This is a genomic window from Pseudomonas fluorescens (assembly GCF_001623525.1).
Lineage (GTDB): Bacteria > Pseudomonadota > Gammaproteobacteria > Pseudomonadales > Pseudomonadaceae > Aquipseudomonas > Aquipseudomonas fluorescens_Q.
In genome coordinates this window covers 434827-458569 of the sequence record NZ_CP015225.1, presented here as the reverse complement: position 1 = coordinate 458569, position 23743 = coordinate 434827, and the positions used below count along the sequence as shown (strand labels likewise).

The following is a 23743-nucleotide window of genomic DNA, read 5'->3' as shown; positions in this document are numbered from 1 at the left end:
CGGACGCATGAATCATCGGCGTGATCGGAACTACGACTTCATCGTGTGTGGTGCGGGTACGGCCGGCTGCGTGGTTGCGGCCCGCCTTGCCCAACAGGACAACGCACGCGTGTTGTTGATTGAAGCAGGCAACGAATACGCCGGCCCTGAAGTTGCAGAGCCGGCGCAGTGGCCGCTGAACCTCGGTTCAGAGCGCGACTGGGCATTCGCAGGACAATCCAACCCGCACCTCAACGGGCGTCGTCTTTCCTTGAACATGGGCAAGGGGCTTGGAGGTGGCTCCAGCATCAACGTGATGGTCTGGGCACGCGGGCATCGATCGGACTGGGATCACTTCGCCGCCGAGTCCGGCGACTGCGCCTGGGGATACGATTCGGTGCTGGATTACTACCGCAGGATCGAGAACTGGCACGGCAGCCCGGATGCCGCACGGCGTGGTTCAGGTGGCCCCGTGCATGTCGAGCAGCCGGCCTCGCCTCAACCCCTCGCCTGGGCAACCCTGGAAGCGGCCAGCCGCCTGGGTATCCCCCGATATGACAGTCCCAACGGAGCGATGATGGAAGGCCCCGGCGGGGCTGCGATCACCGATCTACGCATCAACCAGGGCAGGCGCGAATCCGTTTACGATTCCTATGTCCGACCACGGCTGCACCAACCGAACCTGACCGTCCTCACCGGCGCGCTGGTCTCCCGTGTCCTGCTTAGGGGCACAAGAGCTGTCGGTGTCGAAGTGATCATCGAAGGGCAACGGCACTGCTTCTATGCCGAAGCCGAAGTCGTCTTGTCCATGGGCGCGGTGAACACGCCCAAGGTGCTCATGCAGTCAGGCATCGGCCCGGAGAGTGAACTGCGCACCCATGGCATCGTCCCGGCCAGTCACCTTCCCGGTGTGGGTCAGAATCTTCAGGATCATGTTGCCTTTGGCTGTACCTGGGAGTACCTGCAACCCCAGGCGGTTGGTGGCGGCGGTTGTGAAACCACGTTGTACTGGAAAAGCGACAGTCGCCTGGACGCGCCAGACCTGCTGCACTGCCAGCTTGAATTTGCGGTGCCCTCTCCTGCTGAAGTGGGTATCCAGCCACCGCAACAGGGTTGGACGATGTTCGCAGGGCTGGCCAGGCCTGTCAGTCGAGGGCGCCTGCGCCTATCGGGCGCCGGGCCGTCGGATGCTCCACTCATCGAGCCGAACTCGCTGAGCGCGCCCGAGGACATGGCGGCGGCGTTTGCATCGATCGACCTCTGCAGGGCACTCGGGAACAGCGAAACCTTCAACGACCTGGTAAAACGCGAGGTGGTGCCCGGGCCGAAAGCGCACCGCGCCATGGAGCAGTTCATCCGCAATTCCGCCGTGTCCTATTGGCACCCGTCCTGCACCGCGAAAATGGGCCGAGATGAAATGTCTGTGGTCGACCATCAGTTGCGCGTGTATGGCATCGAGAAATTGCGGATCGCGGATGCCTCGGTCATGCCCCGAATCACCGTCGGCAACACCATGGCGCCTTGCGTGGTCATTGGCGAGCGGGCAGCAGACCTCGTCCTCGCTGCCCAGAGTGTGATCACTCTGGCCAGTTAAAACCACGAACCTCTCGAGACACCGGATTCCTATGCCACCGGTGCTGTTCGAATCATCATATTCGCCAGGAGGGTATGGGTCAGACCACGATTCATGAACGTGGTCTGACCCGCTTACTGATAAATGTGGTCTGCACCCGCTTATGCCTGGAGGGCGTTACGCTTGCCGAGTCGAACAAGCGTGCGGCACATGTGGACAAGCCGCACGCGGGGGTCATTACTCGTCAGTGATATTGATCGTTCTGGTTTCGGCTGACAGGTAGACGCACAAGGCAGAGATTGCCGCGAGCACTACCGTGTAGACCGAGATGGCATAGGGCGAGCCATAATGGCTGAGCAGATAGGCGCCGACGATGGGTGCCGTGCCGCCACCGATGATGCCACCGACATTGGTGGCCATGGCGAACCCGGTGAATCGTGCGCTGGGTCCGAATGCCTCGCCGGTGAATGAAGGCACAGCACCGTATACCAGGCCGTAGCCGGCCATGAACAGGCATGAGCCCAAGACCATGGGTAGGAACTGGCCTGTGGAAAATAGATGCCAGAAGGGAAACGCGGCCAGCGCAGTCACCGCGAAGCCGATCAACATCATGGTGCGTCGACCCAGTCGATCGGCCATTGCGCCGGCGAAGGGAACGATTACCAGGTGCGTGCAAATGGCTACCATCGCTACCGCGAGCACAAAGGCATTGGAAAGGCCCAGTTCCTTCTGACCGTAACTCAATGCGAACACGGTAAAAAGATAAAATGTCGAAAAATGACAAATGTTGGCACCTGCGACCAAAAGTAACTGTTTAGGGTACTTGGTGAACAGGCGCATGGCCGGTGATAGGTCCGGCCCCTTGGCTACCGCGCGTTTTTCGGCGGTCTTTTCGAACACCGGAGATTCGGCAACTTTAGACCGTACGAAGACGCCAACGACCAACAGGGCGAGACTGGCAATGAATGGGATGCGCCATCCCCACTTATAGAAATCCTCCACCGACAATAAACTGCTGACGATCAGCAGCAACCCCGCCGAGGCGATGAATCCGAACACCGGACCAATATTGTTGATGGCTGCATAAAAACCACGTTTTCGCCGGGGCGCATGCTCAAGTAGCATGAGCACTGCACCGCTGTATTCTCCGGCAAAAGCGAAGCCCTGGATGAAGCGCAGCACACACAGCATGATGGGTGCCCAGATTCCTACGCTCGCGTAGGTAGGCAGCAAGCCGATGCCGACGGTGCTCAAGCCCATGATGATCAGCGTGAGGTAGAGCAATTTCTTGCGGCCTATCCGGTCGCCGAAATGTCCAAGCACCAGCGAACCCAGTGGCCGTGCGACAAACGATATGGCGAAGGACGCTAGCGAGGCGAGTCTTGAGACAGCTTCATCAGTGCCAGGAAAGAACAGAGGAGCAAAGATCAGCGCCGCCGCGGTACCGTACAAATAGAGGTCATAGGTTTCTAACGCTGTGCCGAAGAGACTTCCGGCAACAACATTTTTCATGGATTTTTTCTTCTCATCATCAACATGTTCATGATGAGTCTCGCTGTTACTTAAGAGTGAGGTTTGCATAGTTTCACCTGTTGTTATTGTAAATATGCAAGCGTGTTCCTGTCCTGGAACGGAAGTTAGCGCCTACCTGTGAGCGCTTTTACGAAGTAGTCCTGGTCACCCATCTGCCCGCCTTTCAAGGCGATTTCCAGGTTGTCCAAGTACGGTTTGTTTGAGCGCACCTGGCAGAGGGGCGCACCGGGAGAGAGATCGGATTTGATGACCAATGCATCAGGGGCGAGAATCTTGGTGATCTGACTTGACGTATCACCGCCGGATATAACCAGTCTTTCGAGCGGATACGCCTTAAGAATGTCCAGGACGATGTAGCCCATTTCGACAGCCAATTGCTTACCGCCGCGGATTTTTGCCTCGTCACGAAGCAGTCCTTTGGCGGTCATCGCGTCGATCATCTGTTCGATTCTCGGGTCATCCGGACCTTTTGCCGTGTGGATCAGCACGGAGCGTCCGCTTTTGAGGTGCGCGACTGCCGTCGCCACCACATCCTGGACCATCCCGCCTTTATGTGACTCTGCGAGGATCGCTGCCGCATCCACCGCCAGTTCGACAAATCCACTCGCGATAGCGGTATCGATTTGAGCGCGACTTAACGGGGACGCACTTCCAGAAATGACCAACACTTGTCTGGCGGGCTGCAGCGCAATGACCTGAGTTTGGTAGGCATCTATCAGCCCCACCGAATGCCAGTGCTGCGTTAATCCATACTCGACACCTGAAGAGCCAACCACGAATAACGGCGCCGAGCGGCTAGAGATCTCCGTGAGTGCTTTTCCTGCAAGGGTCATATGAGCAGTGGTAGTGCCGTCGATCAGAACCGAGTCATGACTCAGAGAAGCTTGGCTGACCAAGGAAGTCAGGTCGGCAGTTTGGTCAAGCTGAAGGATGTCGATTTTGGCAATCGATAAATGCTTTTGCTGGCCGATATGGACACTCAGATCGGCTTCTCCCATAGGCGTGATGGGGTGCGCCCGCATGACGGGATGGCGGTCGATCCGGTGTACACAGTGGTCCGTCTTGGACAACGCAAACAAATTGCCAAACACGCAGTAACGACCCAGGGCCGGGTTACCCGCGATGATCGGCACCCCCTTGACCCCAAAGGCGCGTGATGCGAGCTCAATGACATGGCCAATGTTGCCCACGTCGGGAGCGCTGTCGAACGTGGAGCAAACTTTGTAATGCACAAGATCGGGGGACAGGCGCTTGATTGCTTCGAATAGGTCTGGAAGCACTTCATCCATTTCAGCATTGGATAACGCGCGGCTATCGCCAGCGATGCCAATGGCGTCAAAACCACCCAGCTCTTCTAACAACTCGGGCGACGGTGGCGTCAAAAACAGTGCGCATCTCAGGCCGGCTGCGGTAAGGACTTCCAGAGCATCGGTCGAGCCGGTGAAATCATCACCGTAAAACACCAGACGAAGCCTGGGCGTATTGGCTGAACGCATGATTTATACGCCTCCGAATTTTGCCAAGGCGGCGGTTAGTGCGGGTCTGCCCTCTGCATACTGTTGCAGGGGTATGCCCTGAGTTGCCGCTTCCCATCCTTCGCGCATACTCTGAATGCCGGCACCGATACCTAGGGGATGGCCGATAATTCCACCACCCGCCAGATGCATGAGGTCCACCGACTGCAGCTTTTCGAACAGCGTTGGCGCTTGCGCAGCCCATTGGCCGGAAGAGAAGACCGGCAGGATCGGTTGGACGCCCGAAAACGGGGTCAGGCAGCTCAGTGCCGAGGCAATAACTGAGTCATCCGGTTCCCAGAATTTGCTCTGAATGCCATTGACGTGCAGATGATCGATGCCAGCCAGGCGCCAGATTTTCTGATAGACCTCAAACGAAAAGCCCAGCTGTGGATTGCGGGTAAAGGCACCCCAGCCGTTGCGATGGCCGTGAATAGGTAGTTGGGAATGCTTGCGGATATGCTCGACCCCCGAATGCCCAACCCAGTTCAGGCAGAGCATGACGCAGGTCCCCCCCGACTCCAGCACGGCGTCGTGGCGGCGAAGCATTTCATCAATGCTCCCAGAAATATTGATCGCGTACATTGGCATCCTGCCGAGGCGATCTGCATGCTTGTGAAGTACAGGCATGACAGCATTTAGCCTCGCATCGAAGGATGCATAGGTCGGGTCGATCAAGAGTTCATCATCTTTGAGGAACTCAATACCACCCGCGCACAGCTCATCGGCCACGGTAGCGGTCTGCTCAGGTGTCAGGCCGATGCTGGGTTTAATGATGGTGCCAATGATTGGACGGTCATGAACGCCGCACAGTTTACGAGTCCCTTCAATACCGAACTGTGGGCCCAAGAAGCCAGCGGCAAATGTTGCCGGAAGATCGACATCGAGCACTCTTAAACCGCTGACTTCACCTATCTCGAATAGATTGCCGGCAATGGTGGTCAGCAATGCAGGAAGATTCGGACCAATATTGGCCGTTGGAAAAGCGATTTCAACTTCGCCGCGATAGTACGTCGCCGAAGGATTGTGCCTAGCCAGGTATTCGCTATGTAACGAAGCGCTGGTGACCGCTGGAAGAGACTTGACCGACACCACACGGGCCCGTGAACGCTCTTTCAACTCAGCTGATTCGCCGGGCAAGGCAATGAATGTACCGCTGGATTGCTCGCCAGCGATGACCTCGCCGACCCGTTCAATCGGGTAACTGCTCTCTACGAAGAAACGGGCCGTAAACTCTTCGCGCCCGGCTGTTTGATCGACCATCGATAATCACCTTGGCTCTACTTTTTTTATATTCATTGGCCGCTTTTGCAGGGGCGGCCTTCACCTCGAATATACATTGACCCTGCTGACGGGCTAACGATATGATTTCCCGCTAAGTTGAGAAAAACTCACATTAGGCTTCTGATTCGACCGGCGCTCTGGTCGCCATGGCCTGTTCACGAGGTGCGCACATGTCATCCCCTCCGCGACCGTCTCTCAATGCACTCAGAGCTTTCGAAATGGTTGCGAGGAAAGGCACCTTCGGCGAAGCCGCTGATGCCCTTTCCGTGACTCACGGTGCTATCAGCCGACACATTCGGACGCTTGAGGATGTGCTGGGGGTCGTCTTGCTCACGCGCAATGCGCATGGCACTAAACTGACTCCAGAAGGCGCGCGCCTTGCCGCTGGCTTGAGCCGCGCATTCAACTTGATCCAGCAAAGTATTGACGAAGTGCGCCCTCAACCGCTGGAGCTGTCATGTTCGGCGTCGATCATGATGCATTGGTTGCTACCCAGGCTTGCCGGGTTGCACAGCAACTTTCCGACGATGGAGCTGGGCTTGAGAACCGGACACGGTCCAATCGACTTTGTCCAAGATGGCGTCAGCGTCGCAATACGCTTGGAAAGCATTGACCCACCTCCCGGCATCGCGCCGATCCCGTTGGCCAATGAATGGATTGGGGCTATATGCTCGCCTGATTACCTTAAGGCTTCAGGTGTGCAGCAAGTGAGCGACTTGAGCGGCAAAAAGCTGCTGGCTACCAAGACTCGCCCGCATGCTTGGAAAGAATGGTATTCAGCGTTGCAGATGACCATGCCCGATCCCCCTGAATTGGAATACTTCGAGCATTTCTATCTGCTGATTCAAGCGGCTAAGGTCGGCTTGGGATTTGCCTGTGTGCCGCGGATGCTGGTGCAAGCGGAACTGGAGAGCGGCGCGCTGGTAGCCCCGTTTGGCTGTGTTGAAGGCCCGGAAAAATTGGTGCTGTGGATCTCGCCCAACGCCAGAGCGCGGGCCGACACAGCAGACCTGGTGAAGTGGATCGTAGAAGAAATGGCGGCCGAATGATCAGCCGCACAGGGAGTGCCTAGTCATTACGCACCCCGTTTATTCGTATCAGCGCAACTCAGATATCGCCAGCGCCCCACGCAAGGAAACCACCATCCACGGGCAGGACAATTCCGTTGACGTAAGCTGAGACGTCAGACGCCAGATAGCTGACTGCTCCGGCGATTTCACGCGTGGTGCCATAACGTTTCGCTGGGATGGCATTGCTGTAAGCCTTACGGAACTCATCGCTGTGCAGCTCTTTGGTCATCGGCGTATCGACCGGTCCAGGGGCGATGGCATTTGCGGTGATTCCGTATTCGCTCAGTTCGACGGCCATCTGCCTTGTCAGCGCGATCACAGCACCTTTTGATGTGCCGTAGGCCGTCCGGCCTTTGCCCACTGCGCGCATCCCGGCAACGGAGGCAATGTTGATGATCCGACCGAACTCGTGCTTACGCATGATGCGTGCCGCCAGCTGGCAGCACAAGAACGTGCCCGTGACATTGATCAGCATTGTCCGGTTGAAGACATCGGCATCAAATTCCAGGAAAGGCATGGTCTTGGCGATGCCTGCAGAATTGACCAACACATCGCAGCGCCCAAACTTGGCCTCAACCCATTCGAACGCAGCAGACACAGAGGCAGGTGTACCGACATCGATCTGGAAGGCATCGGCGCAGAAACCTTGGTCACGCAGCTGTTGCGCGAAACGTTCGGCCTCGGTGGTATTGATGTCGCAAATGATTACATGGTGGCCATCACTCGCCAGCGCACTTGCCGCTTCCGCTCCGATACCCATAGCGCCGCCGGTAATTACGGCGACTTTCTTGTTTGCAAGCGTCATCGAGAATTCCTCTTTTATTATCGTTGCCAAGCCCAGTTGGTCAGTGGAAATCCTAAGAAGGCGCTGTCAATCCAGCAATCGATAAAAATTCGCTCGGCTGTCACAAAAACTCACTGACCGCCGTGCCTGGTCTCAGTACCTCAGCCCAGATGCAACGCATCTGGATTAATTAGCCGCAGAGACTTGCTCCCCTGGGCATTCATGCTCCGCACCTCAGGTTTTTCCGCATCAACGCATTCTCAATGCGTTACACCCCGACGGATCGGAAACCCTCGCTCCACCACATGAAAACCGATGACCGACATCAACGACGTGGTCAAGGCGACGCCCGGTTTGTTCCTGGACTTTTCCTCTGGTCCTGGTCGGCAGATCTACAAGGCGCGCGGTTTTGAAATCGACAACTTGATATATGACGGCATCCCGAGTGGCTACAACGGCATTAACGTTGGCGCCCACTTGGAACGTCCCCTCTCAACCCAAAGCAGTGCACTTGCGACCATCCTTATGGTCTACCGGAAGCCGCAAATGGCACCCCCTGCATACCTCTGCGCTAGAGAGACAATCACATGAAAATGGCTGCCATTTTTGTACTCGCCTGGATTGGCTTCACCTCAGCGGGCGCATTTGCCGGTGATCGGAACCAGGACTATCGAGAGGCAAACAGGCGTCACTGGGAACACCAGCGCGAAATGGATAGAGCAGCAGACAGGAAACACCGCGAGCGCCATCAAGCGAGGGAGCGGGAAGAACGCAAGCATTATGAAGAAATGGAGCGGGAAGAAGCCAGGCGTAGAGCGCAGTACTATCAAGCGCGGTAGAAAGACTGCCGCGAGTGATTTCATCATGCGCCTGCCTCACGCCCCCCGAAATCAGTCGATACGCCGTTTCCCCGCGCAGCCATCACAACGCCTGCGAAACCGTGGGAATCCCTTACCTTGTGCGCCAAAGCCGACGAAACTGCCCGCGTCGGCCTGCGGGCAACGTTCGTTTGAGTGCCGCCATACAACCAAGCACAGTACTATTTGCAATCAGCTAATGAAAACGGACCTTTCCTTGAACAAGAAACAACGCGACGACATCAGCAAGCTCCTCAGCTACGTACTACGCCACGCCCCCGAATCCATGGGGCTAGTCCTGGACCGCGACGGTTGGGCCGACATTGATAATCTGATTTCGAACGCCCACCAACATGGCCATACCTTCGACTACCAGATGCTGCACGAGGTGGTCGAGACCAACGAAAAGAAGCGTTTCACGCTCTCTGAAGATGGCCAACGCATTCGAGCCGCACAAGGTCACAGCACCGGGCAAGTCCAGGTGCAACACGTCGAAAAAACACCACCTGCCCAGCTCTATCATGGAACCGCCAGCCGCTTCATGGCCTCCATCGAGGTGCAGGGCTTGATCCCAGGCAGTCGGCACCATGTCCATCTGACTGAAAGTCCCGAAACGGCAATGGCCGTCGGCAAGCGCTATGGACAACCTGTTCTACTCGCTGTTGATGTACAGGGTATGAAACAGGCAGGGGTTCGGTTCTTTCAGGCGGACAACGGCGTTTGGCTTGTGGAGTCGGTACCTGCGGCCTACTTGAAGACGGTAGAGGATAAAACTCATACATGAATGGGTCCGTGTTATACCTTTGGCCTAGCGCCCGTAGGTAAACCAGTTACCCATTGGACGTTCCGTTAAGCCCCAACCCGTGTTGTGGCTCGATGCAGTGCCACAGGCCGGTAGTCGTCGTTTCACCGACGCTGGCCGGCCTGATTGCTGGCCAGGGCTCGCATCTGCTAATCACTCCCTCTATTCTAAGCCCCAGCCCCAAGACATCGCCCCACCCCGCCTCCCTCAATGGACTTACCGGAGACATCTGTGCAACGCCCTACCCTTCTCATCGCCTCAGTGCTGCTAACCGCCTGCGCCAGCCAACAGCCACCAGCCGATAAGCAAGCCACCCTGCTCGCTCAGCCGTTGACGCCCAATAGCCTGATGCGCGAAGGCGACGTCATCAACTTCCAGGTGTTCGCCCCCCGCGAACCGAACATACCCTTCTGGCAAACGGTTCAGTTTTCGGCGGCCTGCTCCAGACCTCAGGTCAACCAGGTTTACTCGTTCATGCTCCGCCGCTCCTACGCCAACAATAGCGGCCACTATGCCCCGCCAACAGCGTTGCCCGAGCGTTATCACGCCACGCTGATGAACAACCGGGAGTTCACCCAGGCGTGTAAAAACCTCCCCGCTCCGGATTGGCGCCAGGTGATGAAGGGGGACGCTGAACGGTGGCTGTTGCTGGATAACAGCAGCGTGCGCAAAAACGGTAAACAGGTGCAGTTCTGGATGGCCTACGACGAGCCGCAGACCCGCCTGAACCCGCTGAGTCGGTCTCCTTTCACGCAGACCCGCGAGCAGTACACGCTGGACTGCGCAGCGCGAAAGGTCACGCTGTTGGCCCGTTATTACCTCAATGCCAATAACGAGGTCACTGACGGGAAAATCGAGATGTTTCCCGAGGCCAAGGCGATGACAGCGGCCACTCAGGATCAGTTGAAGGTTTTTGAACTCGTGTGCAACGCGCCTACGACCATTGCCACTCTGCCGACGTTCAAGTCACGTACCAAAGCACCGATCGCGGCGGACGCTCTGCCCGACATCAACCCAGGTGTGTTGAGGAGCATTGAGCAACTTCACATGCCGGCCCCGGTCAAGACGCTGACTTATATTGAGTTGGCAGGCACCGCCAGTCATGCCCAAGAAAGTTGGCCGGAGCGTACTGAGTACTTCCTGTCCACTGACCCTGTGACCCGGCAGCTCAGCATTGTTCACAAAAGCGAAAACCTCAATGGTCGCCAGATCAACTGGCGCGGCCTGATCAGGCTATCGGGCACAGAGCAGGCCACGCGTTCCGAGAACACCGAGGTGGTCAACAGCCTGAGTTTCCGTGGCGATTGGCAGCGTATGCCTGTGGGCAGTCAGTTGGGCTTTACCCGCCAGGGCAGCCTCACCAGCAATCTGATCGGCACCGTGGGCAAGGAACCGAAAACCTTCGACTGTACCGTCGACAGTGAAGGGCCAGCCAAACGACTGAACCCAGCCTTGAGCGGTAACGCCAAGGCGTTGAGCTGCCGTGAACAGCGCCCAAGCTCAACAGTCGTGCCGCTGAAGCACTATTACTACTTGGTTGACTATGGGTTCTTCTATCACGCCAGTACTGACAAAAATGACTCGATATCCATCGACATGCATGTGCAGAGCGTGAAGTGAGTGCAGGTCTGCGGGGCCGGCTTTCGCCGGTTCCGCGCGCTCATTGCCCCACCGCCCCCTCATACCGCCGCTGAATCCGCTCCAACTCCCCGGAACGCCGCAACTTCTCCAACGCACTGGCCCACGCCGCCACCACTTCATCCTCACTGTCAGGGCTGAAGGCGATGTACAGCGATGAGCGATACAGTTCGATAGGGATCCGTCGCAAGGTGCCCGGCGCGATGTTCAACTGACGGCTGTAATAAGCCACGCCCGCATCGGTGTCACCGATGATGATGCCGGTGCGCCCGGCAAGCAGCATGCGGTAAAGCAACTTGCTCTCGGTGGCGCTTTTATCCAGGTTGTTGAAGCCCAGCGACTGCAACATCTGCGGCACCAGGCCGGCGTGACGGGTGGTGATCTGCGGGGCATGCAGCAGTTGTTCCAGGGAGTTCACCGGCGGCGTACTGGCCAGTTGATAGGGGTGGATGGACTCCTCCACGATCGGTCCGACCCATTTGTACAACGGCTCGCGCTCCGGTGTGCGGAACAGGGAGTACATGATGGTCTTGGGTCGCGTCTTCAGTACCTGGGTGGCTCGCATACTCGGCTGCAACAGCACCTCGAAGTCATTCCCGGTGAGCGCCATGATGGCCCGGACGATCTCGGTGGTCATGCCGGTGAGCTGATTGTTTTCCTGATAGTTGTACGGTGCCCACTCTTCGGTGATGACTTGATACTCCTCGGCCCTGGCATCAACCGTGCCAAGCAATAGGCAGATCAGCGCTGCAACCGGTGTCGAATGTCTCACATGTTCTCCCGGTGGATTGTTCGGTGTTTGTGCATGGACGGGCTTGGTTCAAAGGGGCAAGGTAAGCATAGACCCAAACACGCGCCCGCCAGTTGACGCAGCCCACATTCCGCCCTTAGCAATCTCCAGGCCTTGGTGTACGATCAGCACGATCTGGATATCGGACAGCGTACGCCGCGCTTCCGTTTCGCCCTTCTTCCTGTGACCCGCCCACATGAATCCGATCGACCCACTGTCGTTTCAACGCATCATCACCGCCCATGGCAACTGCGAAGGCGCGGCGTATTTCGACGCTGAGGAAAGCCTCGCCCATGAGGTGTTTGCTGACCGCATCGTTTTCCAGACCAACTACCTGGATTACCGCAGCTATGAGGTCGATCTCGCCGAGGGCAGCGTACGCGTGCGCAAGACACGGCTGGATAACTACCTGCGCGGCCATAAGGCCCAGGTGATCGATGACGACATGGACGACGAGGACTGGGCCGAGCTGAGCAGTCTATGGCAGCGCTTGAGCCACGACCTGGACACCCAGGGACACGGGCCGCAGCCCGATTTGGCCGATACCCTGGCCGATCTGTTTGATTGCCTGTTCGACGAGGCGCGCGCGCAGGCGCTCATTCAGAACATCCCGGCGCCTACCGGGCAGTGGGATTGGGCTTGGACGCAGATCGAGTCAGCACTCACCGAGACCAATCAGTTGGCCGGGTTCGAATGGAAGGAGTGGTCGTCCTGCGGGATCGATGCCGTCAATGCCCTCGCCCCGCTGCGACAGTTGGGCATTGAAATCCCTGCGCCCGAGCGTAACGCCATCGATGCCATCAACCGCGCCAACGATTGGGAGCGTGCGCTCCTGCAGTATTTCAACGCCCAGCTGGAGGCCCATAACTTGAAGTTGTTGGCCATCGGCACGCACTTCGATGAATACCAGGCCTTCGCCTGCCTGCCCATGAACGGCCTGGGCCTGATCAATGCCTTGGAGATCATGGGCAGGCTGGGCATCGTCTACAAATATTAAGTGACTGACGCCACACATGTTCGGTCCGCTTTTACGAGCCCATAAAGGGCACCCCCTCCTTTGAGCCTCGAAGTGACGACATGACAAACTGTGATCAATGCGGGTCCCTCCTCCCTTACGACACCGCTGTTTGCCCGCGATGCGCCGGAGAAATTCGGCACATGGTCGAGGCACACGGGCCAAGGTCCCAGCCGTCGAAAGGGCAGAAAATCCTGAAATGGGTGCTGATCGGCATTGTGGTCGCCGCGCTGGCAGCAGTGGCGGCGGTCATGTGGATCTTGCACTCGCTGGGGCCGATGCCTTCTTTTGGTTGATGACGACAGATAGTTCCCAACCCACGGATGGATGAACACATGAAAACCACCCTTGATCACCTCGTCATCGTGGCAACGGACCTCGATACCGGCTGCGCGTTCGTGACTGACGCGCTGGGCGTCGACCTTCAGCCGGGTGGCGTCCACTCACGCATGGGCACCCATAACAGGCTGCTGCACCTTGGCCCCGGGGTCTACCTCGAAGTGATTGCCGTGGACCCGTCCGCCCTACGTCCGCACCGGGCACGCTGGTTCGGCCTCGATCAATTGGCCCCCGATTCGCCGGCACGCCTGGCGACCTGGGTAGCACGCACCGATGATATCCATACGGCTCGTGATGCCTGCCCTGGCCTTGTCGGAGATGTCGAACCCATGACGAGAGGAGCACTGAATTGGCAAATCACCATACCGGCTGATGGAAGCCTTCCCATGGCTGGATCAGTCCCCACCCTCATTCAATGGGCGCCTGGGCCTCATCCTGCGGACATGCTCCAGGACAAGGGGTGCGCGCTATTGGCGCTGGAGATCTTCCATACGGATCCGGAAAAAGTCAGCGCGATCCTGACGGCCATGAACTTTTCTGGCCCGGTTCATCTTCATGCACGGCAAGGGTCTTCGGCTCCCTACCTGGTGGCGCATATTCAAACGCCAAATGGCCTGAAGACACTGCCGCTTTCATCCGTGTGAATCTGTACAGAGCAGGCAATTGTGGCGAGGGGATTTATCCCCGTTGGGCTGCGTAGCAGTCCCCTTAAATTTTGGGGTTGCTGCGCAACCCAGCGGGGAGAAATCCCCTCGCCACAAGGTCACCATAACCCGCGCCGACCATTCACACGCAACCGAAGCGAAACGCAGCTATCCGATTTTCCCATAGTTGCTATCGATACCGGCGCCGTTCTCGTCCTCGGCCTCTCTCTCTAATCTGCCCACCAACGCGATCGACGACGATCGCCGCAGATCAAACTGACCTTATGGAGAGAGAAACGATGAACACATTCAACCGCACCCTCGCTGTCGCCACCCTGGCATTGGCCACCCTCAGCGCCGAAGCCGCGTCACCTGTCCAGTCCGCTACCAGCGCGTCTGCTGTCGGCAGCGTGGTTCAGTCCGCCAGTTACATCACCACCCAGGATGGCGTCCAGCTGTATTACAAGGACTGGGGCCCGCGCGATGGTCAGGTCGTGACCTTCAGCCACGGCTGGCCACTGGACTCCGACAGCTGGGAAGGCCAGATGATGTTCCTCGCCTCGAAGGGTTATCGCGTGGTGGCTCATGACCGTCGCGGCCACGGTCGCTCCAGCCAGCCTTGGGAAGGCAACGACATGGATCACTATGCCGATGACCTGGCGGCGGTGATTGAAGCGCTGGACCTGAAGGACGTCACCTTGGTGGGCTTCTCGACAGGGGGCGGTGAAGTGGCTCGCTACATCGGCCGTCACGGCACCGCTCGAGTGAAGAAGGCCGTGCTGGTGTCCTCTGTCCCGCCGTTGATGCTCAAGACAGACACCAACCCCGGTGGCTTGCCTATCGAGGTGTTCGATGGCCTGCGCAAGGCATCCCTGGAGAACCGCTCGCAGCTGTACCTGGACATTGCCTCGGGCCCGTTCTACGGCTACAACCGCAAGGGCGCCAAGCCATCCCAGGGGTTGATCCAGTCGTTCTGGGTGCAAGGCATGCAGGGTGGCAGCAAGAATACCTATGACTCGATCGCGGCATTCTCGGCTACCGACTTCCGCGGCGATTTGAAGAAATTCGATGTGCCGACGCTGGTGATCCATGGCGATGACGACCAGATCGTGCCTATCGACGCTTCAGGCCGGGCCTCGGCGGCGCTGATCAAGGGCGCTCGACTGATCGTCTACCCTGGCGCGCCGCACGGCTTGACCGAGACGCACAAGGATCGTCTCAATCAGGATCTGCTGACCTTCCTCAAGGAATAAAAGCCCAGATCCCTTGTGGGAGCGAGCTTGCTCGCGATGGCGGTGGATCAGCTTGCCTCAATGCCGAATCTGCCGACGCCTTCGCGAGCAAGCTCGCTCCCGCAGCTGTTTTAGGATGGTTCCCGAACTCAATGCCGCAACAACTTGCGCAATGGAATCTCATCCTTGCGCACCGGTGACTTGATGACGATGTAGCTGAAGTACTTGGAGATGCCGATGTTCTTGTCCAACAGGCTTTCCATCACGTCCTGATAGTCCTGGATGCTGCGGGTCATGAAGCGCACCAGGTAATCGTAGCCGCCGCTGATGAGGTGGCATTCGAGTACTTCATCCACCAGGCGGATGTTCGATTCGAACTTGGCGAAGTCCTCACGCTTGTGGTCGCTCAGGGTGACTTCGGTGAAGACCGTCACCGAGTCGGTAATCTTGGCCAGGTTCAGATGGGCCTTGTAGCTGGAAATGTACCCCAACGACTCCAGTCGCTTGACCCGCTGCAGGCACGGGCTGGCGGACAAGCCCACGGCATCGGCCAGGCTGACGTTGGTCATGCGGCCATCTTTTTGAAGCTCTACCAAAATGCTGATGTCGATCCGGTCCAGTTTCGCTAAACCTTCCATCGCATACCTCTTGCCTGCCGTTTGTAAGACAATCTTCTAACAAAATCAGCGTCGTAAGGACAGCTGATGCTGAGCGACCAGATCAGCCATGCTGTTGATGCAGTAGTCCGCCGCACAGGGCGCGGGCGACCTATCGGCGTTGCGGCAGATCAGGCAGACAGCCCCAACCGACCGTGGACGGGCGCCAGGACGGGTCACCTGAAGAATCGTCTCGGCGCTCAGGCCATTGGCCGCCAGCCAATCGTGATCCTGCAACGGGTCGCTCGCCAGCGAAATAAAATCATCAGGCTCGATGCCCAGGCGCTCGCACAACACGCCCCGGTCCTCGGCATCGCGATCCCCTTGCACCAACAACCGATAAAACTTGCGCAGATAGAGCATCGCACCCGGCGCATCCTCGAACAGCGTCCAACTGGCAGCCGAGCGGGCGAAGCTCATGCCCTCCTCCCAACTGATTTTGAGCTTCCAGCGCTCGGCCAATTGACGGTGGGCGAAACACAGCAAGCCGCTGAAGCCCAGTTCGCCGAAACGCGGGTACAAGGCTTGCAGTACTTCGTCAAAATCGGCGAGCACCTGTGCTTTGTCCAACGGCTCGCCATGGTTTTCCAGCAACGGTTGCAACGCCGTCCAGACGCCGGAGTCCCGATCCACCAAGACCTCATCGCAGTCGATCAACAACGCCCGATATTCAGTCAGCCTCATCTGTAAAGCCTCCGATGATGTCCCATCGATCAACGCTCCATTAACCGCCACTGACGCTTGCCCCGGCAAACGTCATGAACGCGGGCATCAGCCCAGGACGCGTGCCAAGGCGCCGTCGAGAATCTGCAACGCTTCGTCGATCTGCGCTTCGCTGGTCACCAGCGGCGCCAGGAAGCGCAAGACGTTGCGGTACACCCCACACTTGATCACCAGCAAACCACCGGCCCGGGCTTCGTCGATCAGGCGTTGGTTCAGATCGGCATCCGGGGTCCGCGCCTCGTCATGCTTGATCAGTTCGATCGCCAGCATGAAGCCGCTGCCGCGCACGTCGCCGATCTGCGGGTAACGCGTTTGCAGATGCAGCAGGCCCTGGCGCAAGCGCTCACCCAGGACTTCGCCACGGGCCAGCAGCTGTTCTTGCTCGTACGCCTCGATCACCGCCAGCGCCGCCGCGCACGACAGCGCATTACCGCCGTACGTACCGCCCAGGCCACCCGGCAGTGGAGCGTCCATGATCTCGGCCTTGCCGACCACACCCGACAACGGCAAGCCACCGGCGAGGCTCTTGGCGACCGTGACCAGGTCCGGCTGGATGCCAGCGTGCTGGAAACCGAACCATTTACCGGTACGACCGAAACCGGTCTGGATTTCATCGAGAATCAACACAATGCCATGCTTTTGCGTCAATGCGCGCAGGCCCTGCAAAAACTCGGCGGGGGCCGACAGGAAACCGCCATCGCCCTGCACCGGCTCAATGATGATGGCTGCGACCCGCTCAGGTGCCACTTGGGTGGCCAACAGCTCGTCCAGCGCCTGCAACGCCATGGCGCTGGTGACGCCGCGATAGGCATTTGGATACGGCGTGTGGAAGACCTCCGGGGCGAACGGGCCGAAGTTCTGTTTGTACGGCTGGCTCATGCCGGTCAGCGTGGTGCCGAGCAAGGTCCGGCCATGGAACCCGCCGCGAAAGGCAATCACGGCCGAGCGGTTGGTGTGGGCCCGGGCGATCTTCACCGCGTTTTCCACCGCTTCGGCACCGGAGGTGAAAAATGCCGCTTTATAGGCGTGCTGGCCGCCGATCATTTCGCACAGGCGCTGGGCCAGGTCCAGGTAAGGCTTGTAGGCCACGACCTGGAAGCAGGCATGGGAGATCTTCTGCAACTGGGCCTGCACAGCCGCGACGACCTTGGGGTGATTGTGGCCGATGTTCAACACACCGATGCCGCCGACGAAGTCCAGGTAGCGCTTGCCATCCACGTCCCATAATTCCGAACCCTGGGCCCGATCGATCACCAACGGGTGCGCGGTGACCAGGCCACGTGGCACGAATTGATCACGCTGACGGAGCAAACTTGGGGTTTCTTCGACTTTACTGTTCATTGGCATTTCCCATCGTGAGCCTCGCACCCAGGAAGCGGCTGCGGTGTGTTCACAGGTTAAGCGTTCGACGCGATTGTCTAAGCCGAACTTGGTCGTTGAGAAATTCGGATCGACTGTTTACACCCCGGCAAACAGCAGAATCCTCCAGAGGCATTCCAGCCCCATGGAATCTGCCGCAAAAGGCACCTTGCAACGCAGTGCGATGCTGCTACGCCGGCCCTTTCGACAGATCCTGCTCTGGCGTTGAGGCATGCTAGGGGCTCCTTGATTTCAGGCGAGAAGTGACCCATGGCCCTGCTCTATAAAGCTGACCCGGTACGCGGCGAACACTGGCGGCGCCTATTCGCCGAACACGCGCCGGACATCGAATGGCGTGCCTGGCCAGACATCGGCGACCCGCGGGATATCCAGTACCTGGCGGCCTGGCAGGCGCCGGACGACGTCGAAACGCTGTTGCCGAATCTGCAGGTGCTGTTTGCCCTGTCGGCCGGTGTGGATCAACTTGACCTGAGCCGGTTGCCTACGACGCTGCCGGTGGTGCGCTTGCTCGACCCGGGCATCAGCCAGGGCATGTGCGAGTACGCCAGTTTCGCCGTGCTCAGCCTGCACCGGGACATGTTGCGCTATCGCCAGCAACAGGCCGAACGGTGCTGGCAAGCGCACCGGCTGGTGCCCGCCGGGCAACGCCGGGTGGGCGTAATGGGCCTGGGTTTGCAGGCACGGCAGATACTCGCCACCTTGAAGACCTTTGGTTTTGCCTTGTCGGGCTGGGCCCGCAGCGAGCATGACATCGAGGGGGTCGTGTGCTTTGCTGGCGACAAGCAATTGCCGACCTTTCTCGGTCAATGCGACATTGTACTGTGCGTCCTGCCGTTGACCGAGCAGACCCGAGGGATCCTCAACCGCCAGCTGTTCCAACACCTGCCCAAGGGCGCAGCGTTGGTCAACATGGGCCGGGGTGGGCACCTGGTGGAAGCGGACCTGCTTGAAGCCCTTGCCGACGGCCAGATCAGCGCCGCGGTGCTGGACGTGCTGGAGCAGGAGCCGGCACCGATGGATCACCCCTTCTGGCACCATCCGCAGATACTGTTGACGCCGCACATCGCGGCGATGACTCAGCCTGAAAGTGCCTTTGGCGTGTTGTTGGAGAACATCCGCCGGCATCAACGGGGCAAATCGATGCTGGGCCTGGTTGATCGTGAGCGTAACTATTGAGCCCTCGATGATCTCTGGTTTCGATCTGAACAGCGAAAAAACGACCCGGTATTTACTGCTGGCCAAGCGTCTGATTTGAGCAAGAAATGTGGCCGGCAGAGCCGTTGCTTACGGAAGATACCGAATCGATTTGCCGCCCTTGCCAGGCCCGATGGCAGGTGAGATACAAAGACTTTCAGCGCACACATCCATCCGATTTCGCCCCTTATTTTATGGTGATCTGCCATGTCCATTTCGCAACGCCCTACTTACTTCTATCGCGCCATGACCGCCGCCGACGTGCCTGCGGCCCATGCCTTGTCCGTGCAGTTGAAGTGGCCCCATCGCCTGGAAGACTGGGCGATGTTGCAACGTGTTGCCCAGGGTTTTGTCGTGGAAGACCAGGGCCGTTTGATTGGCACGGCGTTCACCTGCGCCCAGGGGGATTACGCCACGATCGGCCTGGTGATTGTCGACGATGAATATCAAGGCCAGGGAATCGGTCGCAAACTGATGGAACTGGCAATCGAGGCTTGCGGCTCGCGAACCGCCATCCTCAATGCGACGCTGGCCGGTGCCCCGCTGTATGCCAGCCAGGGGTTCGTGGATTTTGGGCATATCCAGCAGCATCAAGGGCAAGCGCTGGTGCCGGCCCCGCAAGAACTGGCCGCCGGCGAGCACTGCCGCGTGCTGGACGAAGCCGATCACGCCGAGTTGATCAAACTGGCCAATGCCGGGAGCGGGCTGGAACGAACCGCCGTACTCAATGACCTGTTCGGTGTCGTTGAACATTGCGTGGGTATCGAACAGGACGGTCACCTGTGCGCTTTCGCCCTGCTGCGCCCCTTTGGCCGTGGTCGCTGCATTGGCCCGGTCATCGCCCAGACCCTGGAACAGGCTCAGCACTTGATCGCCGTACTGCTGGCCCAAGTGCCGGGGGCATTCGTTCGCATCGACATTCCCTCAAACAGCGGTCTGGCCCCTTGGCTGGAAGAAGCCGGGCTCAAGCAAGTCGACACCGTCGCCCAAATGGCACGGGGCACGCCCCCGCAGGCTAGCGGTGCGGTTCGGCAATTTGCGCCGGTGACCCAGGCCATTGGCTGAAAACCCACACGTCCCTCAATGCTCCCTGGAGAATCATCTTCATGCTCGAACCCACTGCAGTGCTGTTGGCACACGCCGATGGCAGTCTTGCCTCAACCCCGTTCACCCCGGGTTCACTGGGCGCCAAGGATCCGTTCGACCGCCTCATCGCCTATGCCGGAGAGGATGGCATGACTGCCGGCGTGGTCCGGGCGAGCGGGCTGTTCAGCGTCGATGAATACCCCTTCAGTGAGACGCTCGTGGTGCATGCCGGCGCAGTAACGCTGCGCAGCCAAGGGCAGACGCTGCAGCTCAAGCCAGGTGAAAGCGCGGTGATCGGTCGGAGGACCGCGCTTGAGGTCGAGGCGCAACCCGGCTCGCTTTGGGCCTTCTGTGCCGACACCCAGCGCATCGAAGCGCACCTTCCCGGACTGACGGCACTCCCCGCCCACACCCTGCTCTCGCCTTCCGCAGCCCCGGATGACGAGATCCTGCTCAGCCCGCCACCGCAATGTCGCTCGCACAATCTGTTTGTCGAAGAAGTGAGCAACCTGCGCATCGGTATCTGGGATTCGACGCCCTACACCCGCAAGTCACGACCGCACAAACTGCATGAACTGATGCACCTGCTCGAAGGCAGCGTCACCTTACAGGCAGCCGACGGCAGCGACTTGACGGTCAACACCGGCGATACCGTATTCGTCCCGCTGAATGCCCCGTGTGCCTGGAAAAGCAGCGTTTATGTGCGCAAGGTGTACGTCGTCAAGTAATCCGGTGTACGGCAGCACTGGCGCTATCGCGAGCAAGGGATTGGTGGCGGGAGTGAAGTGGGTGGTCGATCTGGAATAAGAAAAGCCCGCCGTGTGGGCGGGCAAAAGGTGTCAACAGGTTGGATCAAGCCTCAGAGCGCCGCGGCGATGGCCTGGCCAACATCCTGGGTCGAGCCTTGTCCACCCAGGTCGGGGGTGATGGGGCCTTCGGCGATCACCTGTTCGATGGCCTTGAGAATCCCATCATGGGCCGCGCGGTAGCGTTCATCGCCGTTACCCAGGAAGTCGAGCATCAAGGCGCCGGACCAGATCATCGCGATCGGGTTGGCGATGTTCTGCCCATAGATATCGGGGGCCGAGCCATGCACCGGTTCAAACAGCGACGGGTAGCGGCGTTCCGGATCAAGGTTGGCCGACGGTGCGATGCCGATAGTGCCGGCGCAGGCCGGGCCCAGGTCGGAAAGGATGTCGCCGAACAGATTCGACGCCACCACCACATCAAACCGGTCGGGCTGCAAAACGAAGCGAGCGCACAGGATGTCGATGTGTTGCTTGTCCCACTGCACATCCGGGTACCGCCCGGCCATCAACGCCGTGCGCTCGTCCCAATACGGCATGCTGATGGAAATGCCGTTGGACTTGGTTGCCGCTGTCAACCGTTTGCGCGGTCGGGTCTGGGCCAGGTCGAAAGCGAACTTCAGGATCCGGTCGACCCCGCGCCGGGTGAACACCGACTCCTGCAGCACGAACTCATGCTCGGTGCCCTCGAACATCTTGCCGCCGATGGAAGAGTATTCGCCCTCGGTGTTTTCACGAATCACCACGAAGTCGATGTCCCCCGCCTTGCGCCCGGCCAGGGGGCACGGCACGCCCGGGAACAGCCGCACCGGGCGGATGTTCACGTACTGGTCGAAGTCGCGACGGAACTTGAGCAGCGAGCCCCACAGGGAAACATGATCCGGCACCTTGTCCGGCCAGCCCACGGCGCCGAAGTAAATGGCGTCGAAGTCCTTGAGCTGTTCGAACCAGTCGGCGGGCATCATCTGCCCGTGTTCCAAGTAGTAATCGCAATGGGCCCAATCGAGCACTTCGATGTCCAGCGACAACTGCCACTTTTTCGCGGCTTGCTCCAGTACCCGCAGCCCTTCCGGCAGGACTTCCTTGCCGATGCCATCGCCGGCAATGGCAGCGATTCGAAATGGTTTGCTCATCAATCGTGGCTCCCTGGTGTCTGTTCAAATGACGGTCGCATCACAACCCACCGATGTGGAAGGCTTTGACTTCAAGGTATTCGTCCAGGCCGTACTTGCTGCCTTCGCGCCCCAGGCCCGACTGCTTGATGCCGCCGAAGGGCGCGACTTCCATGGAAATGATCCCGGTGTTGAGCCCGACCATGCCGAACTCCAGCGCCTCGCCGAAACGCCATGAGCGGCGCAGGTCCTGGGTGAAGTAATAAGCGCCCAGGCCATACGGCGTCGCATTGGCCAGGGCCAGGGCCTGCTCTTCTGTAGTAAAGCGCATCAGCGGAGCCACCGGGCCGAAGGTTTCTTCGTTGGCCAGCAACATCCCGGCGTGGGCCTCGCCCAGTACCGTTGGCTGGACGAACTGACTGTCGCCCTCGGGAACGCCACCACAGAGCAGGCGCGCGCCCTGGCTCAACGCATCGTCGATGTGCCGGGCAACTTTGTTCACCGCAGCGAGGTTGATCAGCGGGCCGATCATCACGCCAGCCTCCAGCCCATTGCCGACCTTGAGCTTGCCCACCTCCTCCACCAGCCGCGCGGCGAAGCGTTCGTAGATACCGTCCTGCACCAGGATGCGGTTGGCGCAGACGCAGGTCTGGCCGGCGTTGCGAAACTTGCTGAGCATGATGCCGGCGACGGCTTGCTCCAGGTCCGCATCGTCAAACACGATGAACGGCGCGTTGCCGCCCAGCTCCAGGCTCAAGCGCTTGATGTGCTCGGCGCTCTGGCGCATCAACAAACGCCCGACCGCCGTCGAACCGGTAAAGGAAATCTTGCGCACCGTCGGGTTGCCGGTCAGTTCTTCGCCGATACCGGCGGGCATACCCGTCACGACATTGAACACCCCGGCCGGAATCCCGACCCGCTCGGCCAGCACCGCCAGGGCCAGGGCCGACAAGGGAGTCAGGTCCGAGGGTTTGACGATGACCGGGCACCCCGCCGCCAAGGCCGGTGCGCACTTGCGAGTGATCATCGCATTGGGGAAATTCCATGGGGTGATCGCGGCACAGACACCCACCGGCTGCTTGAGCGTGAGCAGGCGTCGGTCGCCGCTGGGCGCCGGGATGGTCTCGCCATAGACCCGCCGGGCCTCTTCGGCAAACCATTTGGCGAAACCGGCCCCGTAGCGGATTTCGCCTTTGGCTTCGCTCAACGGCTTGCCCTGTTCGCACGTCATGATCAGCGCGAGGTCGTCGAGGTTGTCCATCATGGCCTGATACCAGCGCTCCAACAGCGCTGCCCGCTCCGCCGCCGGACGCGCGCGCCACGCTGGCCAGGCGCGCTCGGCGGCCTCGATGGCACGCCGGGTTTCCACGCCTTGCATCGCGGGTACACGAGCCAGCGAATGGCCGGTGGCCGGGTCGATGACGTCAAGGGTGGCGGCGTTGTCGGCACCGATCCACTGACCGTCGACGTAAGCGAGTTCTGCCAACAGGCTGGGGTCTTTCAATCGATTCTTGAGCATGGTCGCGTCCTGTTCCGAGGTAGCTCCAGTCTAGGGAGATGCCGCGGGGCAGGATGCTGAAAGCGGGGATTGGGCAGTGTTGGATGCTGAAATTTCGCGGTGGGACGGCAGGCTCTACCGAGGTGTCAGCGTCACCACTGAAGCCTATGTGGGAGCGGGCTTGCTCGCGAAAGCGGCGTGCCAGTCAACTCATCGTCAACTGACACATCGCCT

General features: G+C 59.3%; 23 protein-coding genes. 13 read left to right on the top strand and 10 right to left on the bottom strand.

The genetic code is table 11. The features are described from left to right. The first annotated feature begins 7 nt into the window (after positions 1 to 7). The gene (locus TK06_RS01955; protein WP_063320575.1) at positions 8 to 1573 is read left to right on the top strand and encodes a GMC family oxidoreductase; all 1566 of its coding nucleotides are present in this window, start codon (positions 8 to 10) and stop codon (positions 1571 to 1573) included. Positions 1574 to 1789: 216 nt separating this feature from the next. Here the strand turns inward: TK06_RS01955 and TK06_RS01950 are convergent, their stop codons facing one another. Genes TK06_RS01950 through TK06_RS01940 form a run of 3 tightly spaced genes read right to left on the bottom strand, consistent with a single transcriptional unit; the run spans position 1790 to position 5862 of the window. Continuing rightward, complete coding sequence (locus tag TK06_RS01950; protein WP_063320574.1) at positions 1790 to 3133, bottom strand: MFS transporter; 1344 nt, start codon at positions 3131 to 3133, stop codon at positions 1790 to 1792. A gap of 56 nt (positions 3134 to 3189) precedes the next feature. Then, positions 3190 to 4581 (bottom strand): four-carbon acid sugar kinase family protein, encoded by a 1392-nt coding sequence (locus TK06_RS01945; protein WP_063320573.1) that lies wholly within the window; start codon positions 4579 to 4581, stop codon positions 3190 to 3192. A 3-nt stretch (positions 4582 to 4584) separates the two neighbouring features. Beyond that, a complete protein-coding gene (locus tag TK06_RS01940; RefSeq protein WP_063320572.1) occupies positions 4585 to 5862 on the bottom strand; it encodes a ribulose-bisphosphate carboxylase large subunit family protein in 1278 nt (425 codons plus the stop codon). A 191-nt stretch (positions 5863 to 6053) separates the two neighbouring features. On the opposite strand from TK06_RS01940, the gene TK06_RS01935 reads away from it, so the two are divergent. Continuing rightward, on the top strand, positions 6054 to 6932 hold the full coding sequence (locus tag TK06_RS01935; RefSeq protein ID WP_063320571.1) for a LysR substrate-binding domain-containing protein: 879 nt from the start codon (positions 6054 to 6056) through the stop codon (positions 6930 to 6932). A 58-nt stretch (positions 6933 to 6990) separates the two neighbouring features. Here the strand turns inward: TK06_RS01935 and TK06_RS01930 are convergent, their stop codons facing one another. Then, positions 6991 to 7758, bottom strand: a complete 768-nt coding sequence (locus tag TK06_RS01930; protein ID WP_063320570.1) for an SDR family NAD(P)-dependent oxidoreductase — start codon at positions 7756 to 7758, stop codon at positions 6991 to 6993. A gap of 294 nt (positions 7759 to 8052) precedes the next feature. On the opposite strand from TK06_RS01930, the gene TK06_RS32610 reads away from it, so the two are divergent. The 4 genes from TK06_RS32610 (at position 8053) to TK06_RS01910 (ending at position 11016) form a co-directional block, all read left to right on the top strand. Further along, on the top strand, positions 8053 to 8328 hold the full coding sequence (locus TK06_RS32610; protein WP_063320569.1) for a hypothetical protein: 276 nt from the start codon (positions 8053 to 8055) through the stop codon (positions 8326 to 8328). Continuing rightward, positions 8325 to 8576, top strand: a complete 252-nt coding sequence (locus TK06_RS01920) for a hypothetical protein (protein WP_063320568.1) — start codon at positions 8325 to 8327, stop codon at positions 8574 to 8576. The genes TK06_RS32610 and TK06_RS01920 overlap by 4 nt, the downstream gene beginning before the upstream one ends. 235 nt (positions 8577 to 8811) lie before the next feature. After that, positions 8812 to 9378: an RNA 2'-phosphotransferase gene (locus TK06_RS01915; protein WP_086936753.1), complete on the top strand. Its 567-nt coding sequence runs from the start codon at positions 8812 to 8814 to the stop codon at positions 9376 to 9378. A 249-nt stretch (positions 9379 to 9627) separates the two neighbouring features. Continuing rightward, a complete protein-coding gene (locus TK06_RS01910; protein ID WP_063320566.1) occupies positions 9628 to 11016 on the top strand; it encodes a surface-adhesin E family protein in 1389 nt (462 codons plus the stop codon). A gap of 40 nt (positions 11017 to 11056) precedes the next feature. Here TK06_RS01910 and TK06_RS01905 read toward each other — a convergent pair whose 3' ends face one another. Further along, on the bottom strand, positions 11057 to 11806 hold the full coding sequence (locus TK06_RS01905) for a substrate-binding periplasmic protein (RefSeq protein ID WP_063320565.1): 750 nt from the start codon (positions 11804 to 11806) through the stop codon (positions 11057 to 11059). 214 nt (positions 11807 to 12020) lie between these two features. Here TK06_RS01905 and TK06_RS01900 point away from each other — a divergent pair, with 214 nt between their 5' ends. The 4 genes from TK06_RS01900 to TK06_RS01890 all read left to right on the top strand — a co-directional run bounded on the left by TK06_RS01900 (position 12021) and on the right by TK06_RS01890 (position 15075). After that, positions 12021 to 12821: a DUF6630 family protein gene (locus tag TK06_RS01900; protein WP_063320564.1), complete on the top strand. Its 801-nt coding sequence runs from the start codon at positions 12021 to 12023 to the stop codon at positions 12819 to 12821. Between the two features lie 161 nt (positions 12822 to 12982). Beyond that, complete coding sequence (locus TK06_RS32535) at positions 12983 to 13135, top strand: hypothetical protein (protein ID WP_158265810.1); 153 nt, start codon at positions 12983 to 12985, stop codon at positions 13133 to 13135. 39 nt (positions 13136 to 13174) lie between these two features. Beyond that, entirely contained in the window at positions 13175 to 13822 is a 648-nt protein-coding gene (locus TK06_RS01895; RefSeq protein ID WP_063320563.1) for a VOC family protein, read from the top strand. Between the two features lie 299 nt (positions 13823 to 14121). Further along, entirely contained in the window at positions 14122 to 15075 is a 954-nt protein-coding gene (locus TK06_RS01890) for an alpha/beta fold hydrolase (protein ID WP_063320562.1), read from the top strand. Between the two features lie 128 nt (positions 15076 to 15203). On the opposite strand, the gene TK06_RS01885 is transcribed toward TK06_RS01890, so the two are convergent. The 3 genes from TK06_RS01885 to gabT form a co-directional block, all read right to left on the bottom strand. Beyond that, the gene (locus tag TK06_RS01885; protein WP_003203167.1) at positions 15204 to 15692 is read right to left on the bottom strand and encodes an Lrp/AsnC family transcriptional regulator; all 489 of its coding nucleotides are present in this window, start codon (positions 15690 to 15692) and stop codon (positions 15204 to 15206) included. A 45-nt stretch (positions 15693 to 15737) separates the two neighbouring features. Further along, positions 15738 to 16394 carry a hypothetical protein gene (locus TK06_RS01880; RefSeq protein ID WP_063320561.1) on the bottom strand — a complete coding sequence of 219 codons (657 nt, stop codon included), beginning with the start codon at positions 16392 to 16394 and terminating at the stop codon, positions 15738 to 15740. A gap of 87 nt (positions 16395 to 16481) precedes the next feature. After that, positions 16482 to 17774, bottom strand: coding sequence for a 4-aminobutyrate--2-oxoglutarate transaminase (gene gabT / locus TK06_RS01875; protein ID WP_063320560.1), 1293 nt, complete (start codon positions 17772 to 17774; stop codon positions 16482 to 16484). Positions 17775 to 18062: 288 nt separating this feature from the next. Here gabT and TK06_RS01870 point away from each other — a divergent pair, with 288 nt between their 5' ends. The 3 genes from TK06_RS01870 to TK06_RS01860 all read left to right on the top strand — a co-directional run bounded on the left by TK06_RS01870 (position 18063) and on the right by TK06_RS01860 (position 20821). Next, complete coding sequence (locus tag TK06_RS01870; protein WP_063320559.1) at positions 18063 to 18989, top strand: 2-hydroxyacid dehydrogenase; 927 nt, start codon at positions 18063 to 18065, stop codon at positions 18987 to 18989. 225 nt (positions 18990 to 19214) lie between these two features. After that, positions 19215 to 20072 (top strand): GNAT family N-acetyltransferase, encoded by an 858-nt coding sequence (locus TK06_RS01865; RefSeq protein WP_063320558.1) that lies wholly within the window; start codon positions 19215 to 19217, stop codon positions 20070 to 20072. A gap of 41 nt (positions 20073 to 20113) precedes the next feature. Next, a complete protein-coding gene (locus TK06_RS01860) occupies positions 20114 to 20821 on the top strand; it encodes a cupin domain-containing protein (protein ID WP_063320557.1) in 708 nt (235 codons plus the stop codon). A 131-nt stretch (positions 20822 to 20952) separates the two neighbouring features. Here the strand turns inward: TK06_RS01860 and TK06_RS01855 are convergent, their stop codons facing one another. Beyond that, on the bottom strand, positions 20953 to 22032 hold the full coding sequence (locus TK06_RS01855) for a tartrate dehydrogenase (RefSeq protein ID WP_063320556.1): 1080 nt from the start codon (positions 22030 to 22032) through the stop codon (positions 20953 to 20955). Between the two features lie 40 nt (positions 22033 to 22072). Beyond that, on the bottom strand, positions 22073 to 23530 hold the full coding sequence (locus TK06_RS01850; protein WP_063320555.1) for an NAD-dependent succinate-semialdehyde dehydrogenase: 1458 nt from the start codon (positions 23528 to 23530) through the stop codon (positions 22073 to 22075). Positions 23531 to 23743: the final 213 nt, after the last annotated feature.

Excerpts from the sequence above, each read along its gene's own strand:
- TK06_RS01955 (WP_063320575.1), top strand. The coding sequence starts at position 8 with ATGAATCATCGGCGTGATCGGAACTACGACTTCATCGTGTGTGGTGCG.
- TK06_RS01950 (WP_063320574.1), bottom strand. The coding sequence starts at position 3,133 with ATGCAAACCTCACTCTTAAGTAACAGCGAGACTCATCATGAACATGTT.
- TK06_RS01945 (WP_063320573.1), bottom strand. The coding sequence starts at position 4,581 with ATGCGTTCAGCCAATACGCCCAGGCTTCGTCTGGTGTTTTACGGTGAT.
- TK06_RS01940 (WP_063320572.1), bottom strand. The coding sequence starts at position 5,862 with ATGGTCGATCAAACAGCCGGGCGCGAAGAGTTTACGGCCCGTTTCTTC.
- TK06_RS01935 (WP_063320571.1), top strand. The coding sequence starts at position 6,054 with ATGTCATCCCCTCCGCGACCGTCTCTCAATGCACTCAGAGCTTTCGAA.
- TK06_RS01930 (WP_063320570.1), bottom strand. The coding sequence starts at position 7,758 with ATGACGCTTGCAAACAAGAAAGTCGCCGTAATTACCGGCGGCGCTATG.
- TK06_RS32610 (WP_063320569.1), top strand. The coding sequence starts at position 8,053 with ATGACCGACATCAACGACGTGGTCAAGGCGACGCCCGGTTTGTTCCTG.
- TK06_RS01920 (WP_063320568.1), top strand. The coding sequence starts at position 8,325 with ATGAAAATGGCTGCCATTTTTGTACTCGCCTGGATTGGCTTCACCTCA.
- TK06_RS01900 (WP_063320564.1), top strand. The coding sequence starts at position 12,021 with ATGAATCCGATCGACCCACTGTCGTTTCAACGCATCATCACCGCCCAT.
- TK06_RS32535 (WP_158265810.1), top strand. The coding sequence starts at position 12,983 with ATGGTCGAGGCACACGGGCCAAGGTCCCAGCCGTCGAAAGGGCAGAAA.
- TK06_RS01895 (WP_063320563.1), top strand. The coding sequence starts at position 13,175 with ATGAAAACCACCCTTGATCACCTCGTCATCGTGGCAACGGACCTCGAT.
- TK06_RS01890 (WP_063320562.1), top strand. The coding sequence starts at position 14,122 with ATGAACACATTCAACCGCACCCTCGCTGTCGCCACCCTGGCATTGGCC.
- TK06_RS01885 (WP_003203167.1), bottom strand. The coding sequence starts at position 15,692 with ATGGAAGGTTTAGCGAAACTGGACCGGATCGACATCAGCATTTTGGTA.
- TK06_RS01880 (WP_063320561.1), bottom strand. The coding sequence starts at position 16,394 with ATGAGGCTGACTGAATATCGGGCGTTGTTGATCGACTGCGATGAGGTC.
- gabT (WP_063320560.1), bottom strand. The coding sequence starts at position 17,774 with ATGAACAGTAAAGTCGAAGAAACCCCAAGTTTGCTCCGTCAGCGTGAT.
- TK06_RS01870 (WP_063320559.1), top strand. The coding sequence starts at position 18,063 with ATGGCCCTGCTCTATAAAGCTGACCCGGTACGCGGCGAACACTGGCGG.
- TK06_RS01865 (WP_063320558.1), top strand. The coding sequence starts at position 19,215 with ATGTCCATTTCGCAACGCCCTACTTACTTCTATCGCGCCATGACCGCC.
- TK06_RS01860 (WP_063320557.1), top strand. The coding sequence starts at position 20,114 with ATGCTCGAACCCACTGCAGTGCTGTTGGCACACGCCGATGGCAGTCTT.
- TK06_RS01855 (WP_063320556.1), bottom strand. The coding sequence starts at position 22,032 with ATGAGCAAACCATTTCGAATCGCTGCCATTGCCGGCGATGGCATCGGC.
- TK06_RS01850 (WP_063320555.1), bottom strand. The coding sequence starts at position 23,530 with ATGCTCAAGAATCGATTGAAAGACCCCAGCCTGTTGGCAGAACTCGCT.